Source organism: Pseudomonas jinjuensis (genome assembly GCF_900103845.1).
Lineage (GTDB): Bacteria > Pseudomonadota > Gammaproteobacteria > Pseudomonadales > Pseudomonadaceae > Pseudomonas > Pseudomonas jinjuensis.
In genome coordinates, this window is sequence record NZ_FNIJ01000006.1 from 252,688 (window position 1) to 268,598 (window position 15,911).

The following is a 15,911-nucleotide window of genomic DNA, read 5'->3' on the forward strand; positions in this document are numbered from 1 at the left end:
CCGCGCGGACGGAAGCCGGCCCGCATCGATGAGCGGGCCGGCGGAGGGATCAGAGGTCGCCGTAGCCGAGCGAACGCAGGGCGCGCTCGTCGTCGGACCAGCCGCCTTTCACCTTGACCCAGAGGTTGAGCATGACTTTCGAGTCGAACAGCACTTCCATGTCCTTGCGCGCGTTCTGGCCGATGCTTTTGATGCGCTCGCCCTTCTCGCCGATGATGATCTTCTTCTGCCCTTCGCGCTCCACCAGGATCAGCGCGTGGATGTGCAGGACGCGGCCTTCCTGCTTGAATTCCTCGATCTCCACGGTGATCTGGTAGGGCAGCTCGGCGCCGAGCTGGCGCATGATCTTCTCGCGCACCAGTTCGGCGGCGAGGAAGCGGCTACTGCGGTCGGTGATCTGGTCTTCGGGGAAGAAGTGCTCGCCTTCCGGCAGGCGCTCGGCCACCAGGCCTTCGAGCACGTCGAGGTTCTGCCCGTGCTGGGCGGAGATCGGCACCACTTCCGCCTGCGGCAGTTGCTCGGTCAGCCACTGCAGGTGGGGCAGCAGCTCGCCCTTCTCGTCCATGCGATCGACCTTGTTCACCGCCACCAGCACCGGGCAGCTGACGTGGCGGACGCGGTCCAGGACCATCTGGTCCTCCTCGGTCCAGCGGGTGCGGTCGACGACGAAGATCACCACGTCGACGTCCTTCAGCGCGGCGCTGGCGGAACGGTTCATGTAGCGGTTGAGCGCCTTGTCGTTGTCCTTGTGCAGGCCGGGGGTGTCGACGTACACCGCCTGGACCGCCCCTTCGGTCTTGATGCCGAGCAGCGTGTGGCGGGTGGTCTGCGGCTTGCGCGAGGTGATCGCCAGCTTCTGCCCGAGGATATGGTTGAGCAGGGTCGACTTGCCGACGTTCGGCCGGCCAACGATGGCGACATAGCCACAGCGGCTCGCGTCGAGGGATGCGTCGGTATCAGTCATTGCCATTCTCCACGCCCAGGGCCACCAGCGCGGCGGCGGCGGCCACCTGCTCGGCGATGCGGCGGCTGGCGCCATGACCGCGGGTCTTGTCGTTCAACAGGGCGATCTCGCATTCGACGAAGAAAATCCGGCAATGCGGCTCGCCCTGGATGTCCACCACGTCGTAGCGCGGCAGTTCGCAGGCGCGCGACTGCAGGTATTCCTGCAGGCGCGTCTTGGGGTCCTTGTTGGTGTCCACCGGGGTCAGCTCGCGCAGCTGCGGGCCGAGCCAGGCGAGGATGCGCTCGCGGGCGGAATCCATGCCGGTGTCCAGGTAGATGGCGCCGATCAGCGCCTCCATGGCGTCGGCAAGGATCGACTCGCGGCGGAAACCGCCGCTCTTCAGCTCGCCGGAACCGAGGCGCAGGTATTCGCCCAGTTCGAAGCCACGGGCCAGTATGGCCAGGGTCTCGCCCTTCACCAGGCGCGCCCGCAGGCGCGACAGCTGGCCTTCGCGGGCCTGGGGAAAGTGGCTGAACAGCGCTTCGCCGATGATGAAGTTGAGGATGGCATCGCCGAGGAATTCCAGGCGCTCGTTGTTGCGCCCGGCAAAGCTGCGATGGGTCAGGGCAAGGACCATCAGGTCCTTGTCCGTGAAGGTGTAGCCGAGCTTGCGCTCGAGTCGGTCCAGGGTATTACTCACGGCATTCGTACACGGAATTCTTTGTCGAAGTGGACCACCAGATCGAGGTTCTCGATCAGCGGCTCGCGTTTTTCATATTTCAGGTGCGCATGGAAATCGTTGTTTTCCAGCTTCACATCCAGCGCTTCTTCCAGGTTCAGGTCGCGGATGTTGTTGATCTGCAGCGCCCGGCCCACATAAGCATAGAACTCGGGAACGCTACGCACTTCCGCCGCCTTGTCGGTTTCCACCGAAGTGATGGCCTTTTCGATGGAGTAGTAGTCCAGGTAGTGCGGAATGATCTTGAAGGCGGTACTGGCGAGGAAGGCGACCACGGCGAGAACCACCAGCCAGCCCAGCAGCGAAAGCCCTTTCTGCGAATGTGCGTACTTCATGTCGACCTCATGTCGGATGGATCTGCGGCCCGCCGCCGGCGGGCCAGGTGCAAACGAACGGGGCTGCCCCGCTCTCTGCGTGCAGCCCCGCTCGCGTTCTAGCACCGTACGCTGTCACCGGCGCCAAACGGCCTCACAAATCAATGAATTACGCCCACGCGCGAGAAGTTCGGCAGGTTGCGCAGCTTCGGATCGGGCCAGCTCATCCACACCGCGAACGCCTTGCCGACGATGTTGTGGTCCGGAACCATGCCGAGCAGATCCTTCGGAATCTTCGGGTCGTTCCAGTAGCGGCTGTCGTTGGAGTTGTCGCGGTTGTCGCCCATCATGAAGTAATGCCCGGCCGGAACCTTCCATTCCCTGCCCGGATCGATGCGGTAACGGGTCATTTCCTTGCGGATCAGGTGTTCCGCCGCGCCCAGCTGTTCCTTGTACAGGGTGACGCTGCCGAGGGTGCCCGGCTCCTCGCCGACCAGTTGCTCGGCCACCAGCTTGTCGTTGATGTACAGGCGCTTGTCGCTGGTGTAGCGGACCCGGTCGCCCGGCACGCCGACCACGCGCTTGATGTAGTTGATGCTCGGCTCGCTCGGGTAGCGGAACACCATCACATCGCCGCGCTGCGGGTCGCCGACCGGAATCACCTTGGTGTCCAGCACCGGCAGGCGGATGCCGTAGGCGAACTTGTTCACCAGGATGAAGTCGCCGACTTCCAGGGTCGGCTTCATCGAGCCGGAGGGAATCTGGAACGGCTCCACCAGGAACGAACGCAGCACCAGCACGATGAACAGCACCGGGAAGAACGACTTGCCGTACTCGACGAGCACCGGCTCCTTGTTCAGCCTGTCCAGCACTTCCGGATCGGGTTCGCCGACAGAGCCCTGGTAGGCGGAAATGGCCGACCGGCGACGCGGGGCGAAGAGCACCAGATCGGCCAGGGCGAGAAGACCGCACACGGCAACGGCGATCACCAGCAACAGCGGGAAATTCAGCGTCATAGTTTCTAACTGTCCACCTTGAGCACGGCGAGGAAGGCTTCCTGCGGAATTTCCACGCTGCCGACCTGCTTCATCCTTTTCTTACCGGCCTTCTGCTTCTCCAGCAGCTTGCGCTTGCGGCTCACGTCGCCACCGTAGCACTTGGCCAGAACGTTCTTCCTGAGTGCCTTGACCGTCGAACGGGCGATGATCTGCCCACCGATGGCGGCCTGAATCGCGACGTCGAACATCTGCCGCGGGATCAGTTCCTTCATCTTCTCCACCAACTGGCGGCCCTTGTACGGGGCGTTGTCGCGGTGGACGATCAGGGCGAGGGCATCCACCTTCTCGCCGTTGATCAGCACGTCGAGACGGACCAGGTTGGCCGGCTCGAAGCGGTCGAAGCTGTAGTCGAGAGAAGCATAGCCACGGCTGGTGGACTTCAGGCGGTCGAAGAAGTCCAGCACCACTTCGTTCATCGGCAGGTCGTAGATCACCTGGACCTGGCCGCTGAGGAAGTGCATGTCGCGCTGTACGCCGCGCTTCTCGATGCACAGGGTGATGACGTTGCCCAGGTGCTCCTGGGGCACGAGGATGGTGGCGCGGCAGATCGGCTCGCGCATCTCGTCGATGGACGAGAGGTCGGGCAGCTTGGACGGGTTGTCGACATAGAGGATGTCGCCGTTCTTCTGCACGATCTCGAAGATCACGGTCGGTGCGGTGGTGATCAGGTCCAGGTCGTATTCGCGCTCCAGGCGCTCCTGGATGATCTCCATGTGCAGCATGCCGAGGAAGCCGATGCGGAAGCCGAAGCCCAGGGCCTCGGAGCTTTCCGGCTCGTACTGCAGCGCGGCGTCGTTCAGGGTCAGCTTCTGCAGCGCTTCGCGGAAGTCCTCGAAGTCATCGGAGCTGACCGGGAACAGGCCGGCGTAGACCTGCGGCTTGATGCGCTTGAAGCCCGGCAGCACAGCCACGTCCGGGGTACTGGACAGGGTCAGGGTGTCGCCCACCGGCGCACCGAGGATGTCCTTGATGCCGGCGATGATGAAGCCCACTTCGCCCGCCTTGAGGTCGGCGGTTTCGGTATGTTTCGGGGTGAATACGCCGACGCTGTCCACCTGGTGGAGCTTGCCGGTGGATTTCACCAGGATCTTGTCGCCCTTCTTCACCCGGCCGTGCTTGACCCGCACCAGCGAGACCACGCCCAGGTAGTTGTCGAACCAGGAGTCGATGATCAGCGCCTGCAGCGGCGCGTCGATCTCGCCTTCCGGCGCCGGGATGGTGGCGACCAGGCGCTCCAGCACCTCGTCGACGCCCATGCCGCTCTTCGCGCTGCAGGCCACGGCGTCGGTGGCATCGATGCCGATGATGCTCTCGATCTCGTCCTTCACGCGGTCCGGATCGGCCTGCGGCAGGTCCATCTTGTTCAGCACCGGCATCACTTCCAGGCCCTGCTCGATGGCGGTGTAGCAGTTGGCCACGGACTGCGCCTCGACGCCCTGCCCCGCATCCACCACCAGCAGCGCGCCCTCGCAGGCGGCCAGGGAGCGGCTCACCTCGTAGGTGAAGTCGACGTGGCCGGGAGTGTCGATGAAGTTCAGCTGGTAGGTCTTGCCGTCCTTCGCCTTGTAGTGAAGGGTGACGCTATGCGCCTTGATGGTGATGCCGCGCTCGCGCTCCAGGTCCATGGAGTCGAGGACCTGCGCTTCCATCTCGCGGTCGGACAGGCCGCCGCACATCTGGATGAAGCGGTCGGCCAGGGTCGACTTGCCATGGTCGATGTGGGCGATGATGGAGAAATTGCGGATATGACTCAGGTCACTCACGGCTGAACACACTCGGAAGGCTGGAAGGCGGCTATCCGCCGAAAAATAGCCGGGGAGTTTACCCGAATCCGCCAACCGCCGCCACGCCTGCACCTGACGGACGGGCATGAAAAAGGGCGGTCGAGACCGCCCTTCTCCACTCGCCGGCTTATTCGGCCAGCTTGAAGGTGATGAAGCTGGCGCGCCCCTGGCGCAGGACGCGCATGGAGACCGAACGATCCTTCGGCAGATTCTTGGCGACCTCGGTGAAGGTCTTGGCGGAATCGATCGTGCGGTTGTTCAGGTGGGTGATCACGTCGCCCGGGCGAAGGCCGATCAGCGCCGCCGGGCCGTCCTGAACGTCCTTGATCACCACGCCGCCCTTGATGTCCAGCGCCTTGCGCTGCTCGGCGGTGAGGTCGGCGACGGTCAGGCCCATGCGATTGCTGCTGCGCTCGGCGCCCTGTCCTTCGATGGCGGCGATTTCCTCGTCCTCGTCCGGAAGGCTGCCGACGGACATGTCCAGGGTCTTGCGCGAGCCATCGCGGATCACTTCCAGGGTGGCCTTGTCACCCGGCTTCATGTTGCCCACCAGATGCGGCAGGTCGGCGGATTCATTGATCGCCTGGCCATTCAGCTTGAGGATCACATCGCCGACCTGCAGGCCGGCCTTGGCCGCCGGGCCGTTCTCCACCAACTGGGCGACCAGCGCGCCGGACGGCTTTTCCAGGCCGAAGGATTCGGCCAGGTCCTTGCTGACTTCCTGGATCACCACGCCCATCCAGCCGCGGCTGACCTTGCCTTCCTTCTTCAGCTGATCGGCGACGTTGAGCGCCACGTCGATCGGAATGGCGAAGGACAGGCCCATGAAGCCGCCGGAACGGGTGAAGATCTGCGAGTTGATGCCGATCACCTCGCCCTCCAGGTTGAGCAGCGGACCGCCGGAGTTGCCCGGGTTGATCGCCACGTCGGTCTGGATGAACGGCACGTAGTTCTCGTTCGGCAGGCTGCGCCCCTTGGCGCTGACGATGCCGGCGGTCACCGAGTGGTCGAAGCCGAACGGCGAGCCGATCGCCAGCACCCACTCGCCGACCTTGAGCTTGTCGGAATCGCCGAGCTTGAGGGTCGGCAGGTTCTTGGCCTCGATCTTCAGCACGGCCACGTCGCTGCGCGGATCGGTGCCGACCAGCTTGGCCTTGTGCTCGCTGCGGTCGGACAGGCGCACGAGAATCTCGTCGGCGTCGGCCACCACATGGTTATTGGTCAGGATGTAGCCATCACTGGAAATGATGAAGCCCGAGCCCAGGGACTGCGCCTCGCGCTTGCGGCCGCCACGGGGAGCGCCACGCTGGTCGCGCGGGATGCTGCGCTCGAGGAAGTCGCGGAACATCGGCGGCAGGCCTTCCAGATCGGGGATCGATAGCTGCCCGCCGGACATCGCCGAATCCGGAATCTTCTGGGTGGTGCTGATGTTCACCACCGCCGGCGAGGCCTGTTCGACCAGAGGCGTGAAATCCGGCAATTGCGCGTGCGCGACGACTGCAAGGCTCATGGCCAGCATCGCTACCAGCGCAGCCATACTGCGTTTCAGGGTGTGCATGGACTACTGCTCCCGTTGTTCGAAGGGAAGAGTTGACGTGGATGAGCCCCGTCAGGGCCCTGCGATCAGCGCCCGCAGCACAACCGGCTGCATCGACGGATCATCCGAATGGCGCCGGGCATGGCGGCGCACGATGAGCCAGGATGCCAAAAAGCCAGCGATCCCGGCAAAAGCGACCAAAGGTTCACTTAGCCCGGCGCGCTCAGTCAATAGGGCAGCGGCGAACAGGCCGAAGAGGGGGAACAGATAGAAGAGCGCCGCGCTTCTGAGCAGCAGGTCCTCGGGAACGCCAAGAACCACGCTGTCGCCGACGGTCAGTTGCAGATCGCACCGGGCGCGCACCCGCCCGCGCCGGGCGCTGGTGCCGAGCAGCGAGTGCAGCCCCTGGCCGCATCCTGCCTTCACCGCGCATCCGGAGCAGGTACTCTGGCGAAGGGTTTCGACCCACACGGCGCCTGATTCGACAGCGATCACGCGCCCCGGCTCTTCGATCACTGCGGCGGGCTTCCCTGGGCGCGCATGGACAAGGCGATCCGTTCGGCGGTACCGCTGGGAATCTCGCCGACCACGGTGACCATGGTGCCGCCATCGCCGGGCACTCGCTTGGAGACTACGGCGGTGGGGCCGAGCTGGGTGCGAATCTCGTCGACCCGGGCGCCGTGCAGGGGTTCGAGGAATACCGAGAAGCGCGCGAGACCGTCGGCGTAGGCCAGGCACACCACTTGGTCCTCCGATACCGGACTGCGCCACTGGTAGGTGTTGTCGAGGACGAAGCCCGGCGGCACCCATTCCGTATGCCAGGCGGTCTTCACGCTCTCCTGGCGGGATTCGCGCACCGCCTTGCATTCGGCGGAAGGCTGCAGCTGCGCATCCTCGGGCGGGGACAGACGCAACTGGGTGAACTGCAGGCGTTCGAGCAGCTGCCCCTTTTCGTTCAGCAGCAGCGACTTGAGCGGTAGCCCGGTTTCCTTGTCGAGATACAGCTCGAAGCCATAGCGATGCTGGTCACGCGGATTGACCGACAGCACCACGACGGAACGTCCGGCGATGCGCGACTCGCCCGCCACGCGCATGTCGTACCAGGAAGCCAGCTCATCCGGATTCAGCTTGCGCGCCGGCCACAGGTCGCTGCTGCCCATCTGCTGGGCAATGCCGCCGCCAACGCACTCGGTGGAATCATTGACCCGCACCACTTCCTGGCGCGGACCATCGAGCTGCAGCAGGCGCTGGCGCACCGTGCCGTCACTGTCGACGCGGTGCCAGACCTCATGGGTGGAGAATGCGCCACTGCGCTCGTAAACGAAGGTTCCCTGGTAACTCTGCTGACCATCCGCCTGGGAAAGGCGTTTGATCCAGTCCAACGCATCGGCGGCCTGCACCGGCATCGCCAGCAGACCGCCAATAAGAAAGAACGACAGGGATATGCCGCGCATACCGCTCCTTAAGATTGCAATCAGCGGCTTTCCAGGCTCGCGGCGCGCGCATAAGGCAGAGCGCTGTCAGTGCCCTCCGACGACTGCTGGGCGTGCTGACGGAGATAACCCGGAAGACGCTGCTCATGCCAGCTCTGGCCGGCCTGGGCACTGGTGTTGGTCTGCGGCGCGCCTTCGTCCGAGTTGAAGCTGGCCAGAACCGCCGGACCCTGTACCTGAGGAACAGCGACCTGCGGAGTGGCGCCCTGCTGAGCCAGGCTGGGCGCGACGCTCTCGTCCTGATGGTATAGACGAACACCTGCCAGTACGGCCAGCGTCACCGAGGCGGCGACGGCCAGACGGCCAAGATTCTTCCACGGATTGCGGGAACTGCGGGCCGGCGTGGCTTCATCGGCGATAGCCGCGGAAACCGCCGTGGCGATATCCAGCTTGGGCAGCACCATCTCCCGGTGCATAACCGAGCGGGCAAGCTGGTAGCGGGACCAGGTGGCACGCAATTCGGCGTCCTCGCCGCAGGCAGCGAGCACGCGACGCAGCTCGAGCTCATCCGCCTCATTATCCATGACAGCGGACAGCGATTCCTGCAGGGCTTCACGACTCATAGCGGTACCTCTCTTGGCTGTTGCCGCTGTATCAAACATCTTCATGCAACAAGGGCTGCAAAGCCTTGTCGATCGCCTCCCGCGCACGGAATATCCGTGAGCGGACCGTTCCCACCGGGCATTGCATCACGGTGGCAATATCTTCGTAACTCAGCCCCTCGAACTCGCGCAGTGTCAGCGCGGTGCGAAGGTCCTCGGGCAGCTGCTGGATGGTTCGATGGACGGTTTCCTCGATTTCATCCCGCAACATGGCCCTTTCCGGCGACTCGATATCCTTCAGGGCGTGATCGCCTTCGAAGAACTCGGCATCCTCGGCAGTCACATCGCTATCCGGGGGTCGCCGACCGCGGGCTACCAGATGGTTCTTCGCGGTATTGATGGCTATGCGGTACAACCACGTATAAAAAGCACTGTCGCCGCGGAAGTTGCCCAAGGCGCGATACGCCTTGATGAACGCTTCCTGCGCAACATCCTGGGCCTCCTGGGCGTCATGCACGAAACGCACGATCAGCCCCAGAATCTTGTGCTGATACTTCAACACCAGAAGATCGAAGGCGCGCTTGTCTCCGCGCTGCACTCGCTCGACCAGTTGTTGATCCTGTTCCTGGGTCAGCATGAAAGCTCCTCTGGAATCCTGGAGCTTTGAGCACCCTGGTGAATCGTCCTGCCAAGATAGACTCGGACCTTTTGCAAAAGTTCTCCCCTCCAAGCTTTGCCGCACAGTTTTTTTGCGTTGGATCAAGGTATTCATTCCACCCCCGCCTAACTCAACTGTATCGGACAGATGCCCTGGCCTTTCCGCGCGCTTCTGGCGCCGGCGGAAAGGGCCGGGACATCCTCCTTCAGAGCCAGGTTCGGCGGAAAAGTTCCGGTGATCGCGCTCCCCGCAGAAGGCGTGGAAGCACTGCGCAGCCTCAGGCGCGCGCTATTGTGCAGGTCCGCCGTTCTATATACTAGGGCGCCATTTTCTGGAATCCGGGCATGAGCCAGCACTTTCAGCACGATGTACTTGTGATCGGCAGCGGGGCCGCGGGCCTCAGCCTTGCCCTGACGCTGCCTGCGCACCTTCGCATTGCCGTACTGAGCAAGGGCGAGCTGTCCCAGGGCTCCACGTTCTGGGCGCAGGGCGGGGTCGCCGCGGTGCTGGACGATACCGACACCGTCGAATCCCACGTCGAGGACACCCTGATCGCCGGGGGCGGCCTGTGCCGCGAAGACGCCGTGCGCTTCACAGTCGAGCATAGCCGCGAAGCCATCGAATGGCTGATCGAACAGGGCGTGCCCTTCACCCACGATCACCAGCCGAGCGAAGACGGCGGTTTCGAGTTTCACCTGACCCGCGAAGGCGGCCACAGCCACCGGCGCATCATCCATGCCGCCGACGCCACCGGCGCCGCCATCTTCAACACCCTGCTGGAGAAGGCCCGGCAGTGCCCGAACATCGAACTGCTGTCGCAGCGCGTGGCAGTCGACCTGATCACCGAACGCAAGCTCGGCATCCAGGGACAGCGCTGCCTGGGCGCCTACGTGCTGGATCGCGACAGCGGCCAGGTGGACACCTTCTCCGCGCGCTTCACCATTCTCGCCTGCGGCGGCGCCAGCAAGGTCTACCTCTATACCAGCAACCCGGACGGCAATTCCGGCGACGGCATCGCCATGGCCTGGCGCGCCGGCTGCAGGGTCGGCAACCTGGAGTTCAACCAGTTCCACCCGACCTGCCTGTACCACCCGCAGGCCAAGAGTTTCCTGATGACCGAAGCGCTGCGCGGCGAAGGCGCCCTGCTGCGCCTGCCCAGCGGCGAACGCTTCATGCCGCGCTTCGACGAGCGCGCCGAACTGGCGCCGCGCGACATCGTCGCCCGCGCCATCGACCACGAGATGAAGCGCCTCGGCATCGACTGCGTCTACCTCGACATCAGCCACAAGCCGGCGGACTTCATCAAGGCGCACTTCCCCACCGTCTACGAACGCTGCCTGGACTTCGGCATCGACATCACCCGCGAGCCCATCCCGGTGGTGCCGGCGGCCCACTACACCTGCGGCGGCGTGGTGGTCGACCAGCACGGCCACACCGACGTGCCGAACCTCTACGCCATCGGCGAAACCACCTTCACCGGCCTGCACGGCGCCAACCGGCTGGCCAGCAACTCGCTGCTGGAATGCTTCGTCTACGCCCGCTCGGCGGCGGCGGACATCCTCGCCAAGCTCGATGACACGCCGCAGCCCAACGCCCTGCCGAGCTGGGACGCCAGCCAGGTGACCGATTCGGACGAAGACGTAATCATCGCGCACAACTGGGACGAACTGCGGCGATTCATGTGGGACTATGTCGGCATCGTGCGCACCAACAAGCGCCTGCAGCGCGCCATGCACCGGGTGCGCCTGCTGCTCAGCGAGATCGACGAGTTCTACAGCAACTACAAGGTCAGCCGCGACCTGATCGAACTGCGCAACCTGGCGCTGGTCGCCGAGCTGATCATCCGCTCGGCCATGCAGCGCCACGAAAGCCGCGGCCTGCACTACACCCTCGACTACCCCGAACAGCTCCCGGAAGCCAGGGACACTATCCTGGCTCCGCCCATCTATCTCGGCTGAAGCGCAAACGGACACGCAGGCGCCGGTGCAGATCCGGCGCCAGGCTGTCCGCCGGCAGGCACACTCCCTCGCTGAACAGGCGCCCCGGGCGGCGGAAACGCAGCACGATCAGCTGTGGCAGCGCCAGGCTGTCCGGACGCAGTTGCACCCGCTGCCAGCCTGAGCGCTCGCTCCACAGCTGCCAGCCATCCAGATCGTGACGCAGGCCACCGTAGGAATCGGGAGAACGCAGCAGCACCCGGCGCGGCAGCGTCCACAGCGCGTGGGCGAGGCAGGCCAGCAGACCGGGAAGCTGAAGGAAGGCGGGAATGGCAGCCAGCAGCAGCGAAACCACCGCCAGCGCCAGGAAGATCAGGTAGACCGCCAGCAGGCGCCGGGAAGCGCGCCAGCGGCATTCGAAGGGCTCAAGCCGGCTGGACACGATCCAGGATGATCTTGACGATGCGGCGCAGGTCCGGGTCCTGCGGCTCCCCACGCTGCATGAACCAGCCGAACATGTCCTGGTCCTCGCAGTCGAGCAGCTTGCGGAAGCGCGCCTGGTCCTCGGCATCCAGCGCCGGGTAGGCCTCCTCGACGAAGGGCAGCAGCAGCACATCCAGTTCCAGCATGCCGCGACGGCTGTGCCAGGCGAGTCGTTTCAGTTCGGTTTCATCGGTCATCAGCGGTTCCTCGGGGATTGCATCGGGTTTGCGCGAACGCCGGGCATCCACGAAACGGCGGCCATTATACCCATGCGCCCCGCCGCCGACACCCGCTGACAAGCTCCGGCGCGGGCTCTATGATGGGTTCCCCTCCTCATTCCTCCAGCGATACCCAATGGCCGACTCCGCGTTCTTCACCGTCCTGACTCACGAAGGCCTCCTCGCCGTGCGCGGCGTGGACGCTGGCAAGTTCCTCCAGGGCCAGCTGACCTGCAACCTGAACTACCTCAACGACGAGACCGCCAGCCTCGGCGGCCGTAGCAACGTGAAGGGGCGCCTGCTGTCGAGCTTCCGCATCCTGCCGCAGGGCGACGGCTACCTGCTGGCGATGGCCGCCGACCTGCTGGAAGCGCAACTGGCGGACCTGAAGAAATATGCGGTGTTCTCCAAGGTCACGCTGGGCGATGAAAGCACCGCCTGGGTGCGCTTCGGCCTGCGCGGCGGCGATGCCCTGCTGGCCGGGCTCGGCCTGCAGCTCCCGGCGGAAAGCGACCGCGTGGCGCGTGCCGGCGAACTGATCGCCGTGCGCCTCTCCGACGGCCGCGCCGAACTCTGGGCGCCGGCCGCGCAAGCCGCCGAACTGCGCAGCCGGCTGGCCGCGAAACTCCCGGAAGGCAGCCTGAACGACTGGCTGCTGGCCCAGGTCCGCGCCGGCATCGGCCAGGTCTTCGGCCCGACCCGCGAACAGTTCATCCCGCAGATGATCAACCTGCAGGCGGTCGGCGGCGTCAGCTTCAGGAAGGGCTGCTACACCGGCCAGGAAATCGTCGCGCGCATGCAGTACCTCGGCCGCCTGAAGCGCCGCCTGCACCGCCTGGCCCTGGACGGCGAGGCCCTGCCGGAACCGGGGACCGAACTGTTCTCGCCAGTGCACGGCAGCAGCGTCGGCGAAGTGGTGCTGGCCGCGCGCAGCGAGAACTCCATCGAACTGCTCGCCGTCGTGCAGGACGACGCGGTAGCCGACAACCGCATCCGTCTGGCCGATGAACGCCCTCTGAGCCTGCTGGACCTGCCCTATACACTCGACAGCGACCGCGAAATCCAGCGCTGAGCGCACGGAACGCCCCGCAGCGCCGTGCCCGCACGGCCGGCGCCAGAACAAGGAACGAGCATGAGCAAGCTTGTCGAAACGGTACAAGAACAACTGCTGCGCGCGATCGACAACGACGACCTGGTCCTGCCCACCCTCCCCGAAGTGGCGCTGCGCGTGCGCGAGGCGGCGGAAGACCCGGACGTCAGCATCCAGGCGCTGAGCCGGGTGATCGGCAACGACGCCGCCCTCGCCGCGCGCATCATCAAGGTGGTGAACAGCCCGCTGCTGCGCACCAGCAAGGAAATCACCGACCTGCAGACCGCCGTCAGCCGGCTCGGCATCAACTACACCTGCAACCTCGCCACCGGCCTGGCGATGGAGCAGATGTTCCAGGCCACCTCCGACGTGGTCGACCGCAAGATGCGCGAAGCCTGGAACAAGAGCACGGAAATCGCCGGCATCTGCCATGCATTGTGCCGCCATTTCACCCGCCTGATGCCGGACCAGGCCATGCTGGCCGGGCTGATGCACCAGATCGGCGTGCTGCCGATCCTGACCTTCGCCGAAGAGAACAGCGAACTGCTGGCCGACTCCATCAGCCTCAACCACGTGATCGAGCGCATCCACCCGCAGGTCGGCGAGCGCATCCTCATGACCTGGGACTTCCCCGCGCCGATCGCCGCGGTTCCCGGCCAGTACCTCGACTTCCGGCGCGACTCGGCGCGGGTCGACTACGTGGACATCGTCCAGGTCGCCACCCTGCAGAGCCATCTCGGCACGCCGCATCCCTTCACCGAGCTGGACTGGTCGAGCATCCCGGCCTTCGCCAAGCTCGGCCTCGACCCGAACGCGGACCTGAAGGCCGACCAGGAGCTTTCCGCGGCGATGGACGCGGCGATGGGGATGTTGCAGTAGCAATGCGCGGTCGCGGGCATGGCCCGCTCCTACAGATTCGGCAGAAACCATCCCCGCAGGGCGAATAACGCGCCAGCGTTATCCGCCACCGCATCGGCGCCGGACGCAGGAGCGTGGGAACGATGAACCCGCCCTACGCCGCTGAATCGTCTTCTGCCGGGAAGCTCACCCGCACCAGCAGCCCGCCCATCTCGCCGTGGCCCAGCTCGATCCGGGCGCGGTGGGCGCGGCAGATCTCGCCGACGATGGCCAGCCCCAGGCCAGTGCCTTCCTGGCGGCGCCGGTAGAAGCGTTCGAAGACCTTCTCGCGCTCCTCCTCGGGAATCCCCGGGCCGTCGTCCTCCACTTCCAGCACCGCCGGCGCGGCGACGCGGATGATCACGTTACCCCGCGCGTGGGCCATGGCGTTGTCCACCAGGTTGTTCAGCAGTTCGTGGAGCAGCGTCGGGTCGCCGGTGATCCAGACTTCCTGCTCCGCCTCCAGCGCCAGCGCCACGCCGCGCGCGTGGGCCAGCGGAGCCAGGACCATGCCCTGCTCGCGGGACAGCTGCGACAGGTCGATCGCCTCGCCGCCACCCTCGGCGATGGCGCGGGCGCCGCTCTCGACGCGCGCCAGGGACAGCACCCGGTTGGCCAGCACGGTCAGGCGGTCGGTGCCCTGCACCGCATCCTCCAGCGCGCTGCGCCAGGCCTGCGGCTCCTGCTCGCGCAGGCCCAGTTCCAGCCGCGCCTTGAGCGCCGCCAGCGGGGTGCGCAGCTCATGGGACGCATCGGCGATGAACTGCGACTGCCGCTCGAACAGGCCGCGCAGGCGTGCGGTGAAATGGTTGAGCGCGCCGACCAGCGGGCGCAGTTCGCGCTGCACCGCCACCTCCGGCAGCGGGCGCAGGTCGTCCGGCTGGCGCTCCTCCACCGCCTCGCGCAGGCGGTCCAGCGGGCGCAGGCCGGCGCTCACCGCGTACCACACCATCAGCAAAGCGGCCAGCGCCGACAGGCCCAGGTGCAGCAGGGTATCGCCGAGCAGGTTGCGCGCCAGCCGTTCGCGCGCGCCGAGGGTTTCCGCCACGCGGATTTCCGCCATGCCGTTGAGTTCCGGCTGGGTCACCGGCTGCAGCAGGCTGACCACCCGCACGCCCTGCCCCTGGAATTCGGCGGTATAGAAGCGCGCCAGCGCCGGATAGTCCTCGGTGCGCGGCGTGCCGTCGGGCGCCGCCGGCAGGTTCTCGTAGCCGGAGATCAGCTGTCCGCGGGGATCGGTCACCTGGTAGAAGATGCGCCCCTCGCTGTCGAAGGCGAAGCTGTCCAGGGCGATATAGGGAATGTTGGCGCGCAGGCGGCCGTCGCGGGTGTACAGGCCGTCGGCGATGTCCCGCGCCGACGCCAGCAGGGTGCGGTCGTAGGCGGTATCGGCGGCGTGGCGGGCGCTCCAGTAGGTCGCCATGCTGCCCAGCAGCAGGAGGATCATCAGCATCCAGCCGAGACGCCAAAGCAGCCGCCCGCGCAGGCTGCCGGCGCCGAGCAGGCGCAGACGGAAACCCGCCTCAGGCATCCGTGGCCTCGAGCAGGTAGCCGAGGCCGCGGAAGGTGACGATGCGCACCGCGCTGCCTTCCAGCTTCTTGCGCAGGCGGTGGACGTAGATCTCGATGGCGTCGGCGCTGGCTTCCTCGTCCAGGCCGAACACCTGCCCGGCCAGCTGCTCCTTGCTCATCACCCGACCCGGCCGGGCGATCAGCGCCTCCAGCACGGCCTGCTCGCGGGAGGTCAGGCTCAGCGTCTGGCCGGCCAGGCTGAAGCGCCGCGCGTCTAGGTCGTAGACCAGCTCGCCGCAGCGCTGCTGCTGTTCGCCGCCGAGCACGCTACGGCGCAGCAGCGCCTTGACCCGCGCTTCCAGCTCGCTCAGTTCGAAGGGCTTGGCCAGGTAGTCGTCGGCGCCCAGGTTCAGCCCGTGCACGCGGTCCTTCACCTCGCCGCGGGCGGTGAGCATCAGCACCGGCAGGGTCTTGCCGCGCTCGCGCAGGCGCGCCAGCACCTGAAAGCCATCCATCCGCGGCAGGCCGACATCGAGGATCGCCAGGGCGTATTCCTCGCTGGCCAGGGCCAGGTCGGCGGATACGCCATCGCGCAGCAGGTCCACCGTCCAGCCGGCGGATTTCAGGGCCTGGGCGACGCTATCGGCCAGCTCGGGGTGGTCTTCGACCAGGAGGATGCGCACTGAAGGTTTCTCCTCGGGCT

General features: G+C 65.8%; 17 protein-coding genes. 3 read left to right on the forward strand and 14 right to left on the reverse strand.

The annotated features are described in order from the left end of the window. Positions 1–49: 49 nt before the first annotated feature. The 10 genes from era to rpoE form a co-directional block, all read right to left on the reverse strand. Complete coding sequence (gene era / locus BLR75_RS10835) at positions 50–964, reverse strand: GTPase Era (protein ID WP_084314787.1); 915 nt, start codon at positions 962–964, stop codon at positions 50–52. After that, positions 957–1,646: a ribonuclease III gene (gene rnc, locus BLR75_RS10840; protein WP_084314786.1), complete on the reverse strand. Its 690-nt coding sequence runs from the start codon at positions 1,644–1,646 to the stop codon at positions 957–959. Before rnc ends, era begins: the two co-directional genes overlap by 8 nt. Next, a complete protein-coding gene (locus BLR75_RS10845) occupies positions 1,643–2,020 on the reverse strand; it encodes a DUF4845 domain-containing protein (RefSeq protein WP_084314785.1) in 378 nt (125 codons plus the stop codon). The genes rnc and BLR75_RS10845 overlap by 4 nt, the downstream gene beginning before the upstream one ends. Positions 2,021–2,160: 140 nt before the next feature. Beyond that, complete coding sequence (gene lepB / locus BLR75_RS10850; RefSeq protein WP_084314784.1) at positions 2,161–3,015, reverse strand: signal peptidase I; 855 nt, start codon at positions 3,013–3,015, stop codon at positions 2,161–2,163. 5 nt (positions 3,016–3,020) lie between these two features. After that, the gene (gene lepA, locus BLR75_RS10855; RefSeq protein ID WP_084314783.1) at positions 3,021–4,820 is read right to left on the reverse strand and encodes a translation elongation factor 4; all 1,800 of its coding nucleotides are present in this window, start codon (positions 4,818–4,820) and stop codon (positions 3,021–3,023) included. 148 nt (positions 4,821–4,968) lie between these two features. After that, complete coding sequence (locus BLR75_RS10860) at positions 4,969–6,399, reverse strand: DegQ family serine endoprotease (protein WP_084314782.1); 1,431 nt, start codon at positions 6,397–6,399, stop codon at positions 4,969–4,971. A 51-nt stretch (positions 6,400–6,450) separates the two neighbouring features. Then, the gene (locus tag BLR75_RS10865; protein ID WP_084314781.1) at positions 6,451–6,894 is read right to left on the reverse strand and encodes a SoxR reducing system RseC family protein; all 444 of its coding nucleotides are present in this window, start codon (positions 6,892–6,894) and stop codon (positions 6,451–6,453) included. Then, the gene (locus BLR75_RS10870; protein ID WP_084314780.1) at positions 6,891–7,832 is read right to left on the reverse strand and encodes a MucB/RseB C-terminal domain-containing protein; all 942 of its coding nucleotides are present in this window, start codon (positions 7,830–7,832) and stop codon (positions 6,891–6,893) included. Before BLR75_RS10870 ends, BLR75_RS10865 begins: the two co-directional genes overlap by 4 nt. 20 nt (positions 7,833–7,852) lie before the next feature. Beyond that, on the reverse strand, positions 7,853–8,434 hold the full coding sequence (locus BLR75_RS10875; protein ID WP_084314779.1) for a sigma-E factor negative regulatory protein: 582 nt from the start codon (positions 8,432–8,434) through the stop codon (positions 7,853–7,855). Positions 8,435–8,465: 31 nt separating this feature from the next. After that, a complete protein-coding gene (gene rpoE / locus BLR75_RS10880) occupies positions 8,466–9,050 on the reverse strand; it encodes an RNA polymerase sigma factor RpoE/AlgU (protein WP_084314778.1) in 585 nt (194 codons plus the stop codon). Between the two features lie 365 nt (positions 9,051–9,415). On the opposite strand from rpoE, the gene nadB reads away from it, so the two are divergent. Beyond that, complete coding sequence (gene nadB, locus BLR75_RS10885; protein WP_084314777.1) at positions 9,416–11,029, forward strand: L-aspartate oxidase; 1,614 nt, start codon at positions 9,416–9,418, stop codon at positions 11,027–11,029. On the opposite strand, the gene BLR75_RS10890 is transcribed toward nadB, so the two are convergent. Beyond that, positions 10,998–11,450 (reverse strand): protein YgfX, encoded by a 453-nt coding sequence (locus tag BLR75_RS10890; RefSeq protein WP_084314776.1) that lies wholly within the window; start codon positions 11,448–11,450, stop codon positions 10,998–11,000. The two genes, nadB and BLR75_RS10890, sit on opposite strands and share 32 nt — an antisense overlap. Next, positions 11,434–11,688, reverse strand: coding sequence for an FAD assembly factor SdhE (locus tag BLR75_RS10895; protein WP_084314775.1), 255 nt, complete (start codon positions 11,686–11,688; stop codon positions 11,434–11,436). The genes BLR75_RS10890 and BLR75_RS10895 overlap by 17 nt, the downstream gene beginning before the upstream one ends. A 157-nt stretch (positions 11,689–11,845) precedes the next feature. Between BLR75_RS10895 and ygfZ the strand changes: the two genes are divergently transcribed. Both ygfZ and BLR75_RS10905 read left to right on the forward strand, forming a co-directional pair. Continuing rightward, positions 11,846–12,781, forward strand: a complete 936-nt coding sequence (gene ygfZ, locus BLR75_RS10900; RefSeq protein WP_084314774.1) for a CAF17-like 4Fe-4S cluster assembly/insertion protein YgfZ — start codon at positions 11,846–11,848, stop codon at positions 12,779–12,781. A 60-nt stretch (positions 12,782–12,841) separates the two neighbouring features. After that, positions 12,842–13,678, forward strand: coding sequence for an HDOD domain-containing protein (locus BLR75_RS10905; RefSeq protein ID WP_084314773.1), 837 nt, complete (start codon positions 12,842–12,844; stop codon positions 13,676–13,678). Between the two features lie 133 nt (positions 13,679–13,811). Here BLR75_RS10905 and BLR75_RS10910 read toward each other — a convergent pair whose 3' ends face one another. Both BLR75_RS10910 and BLR75_RS10915 read right to left on the reverse strand, forming a co-directional pair. Further along, entirely contained in the window at positions 13,812–15,227 is a 1,416-nt protein-coding gene (locus tag BLR75_RS10910; RefSeq protein WP_084314772.1) for a sensor histidine kinase, read from the reverse strand. Beyond that, positions 15,220–15,891, reverse strand: a complete 672-nt coding sequence (locus BLR75_RS10915; RefSeq protein ID WP_084314771.1) for a response regulator — start codon at positions 15,889–15,891, stop codon at positions 15,220–15,222. The genes BLR75_RS10910 and BLR75_RS10915 overlap by 8 nt, the downstream gene beginning before the upstream one ends. Between the last annotated feature and the right edge of the window lie 20 nt (positions 15,892–15,911).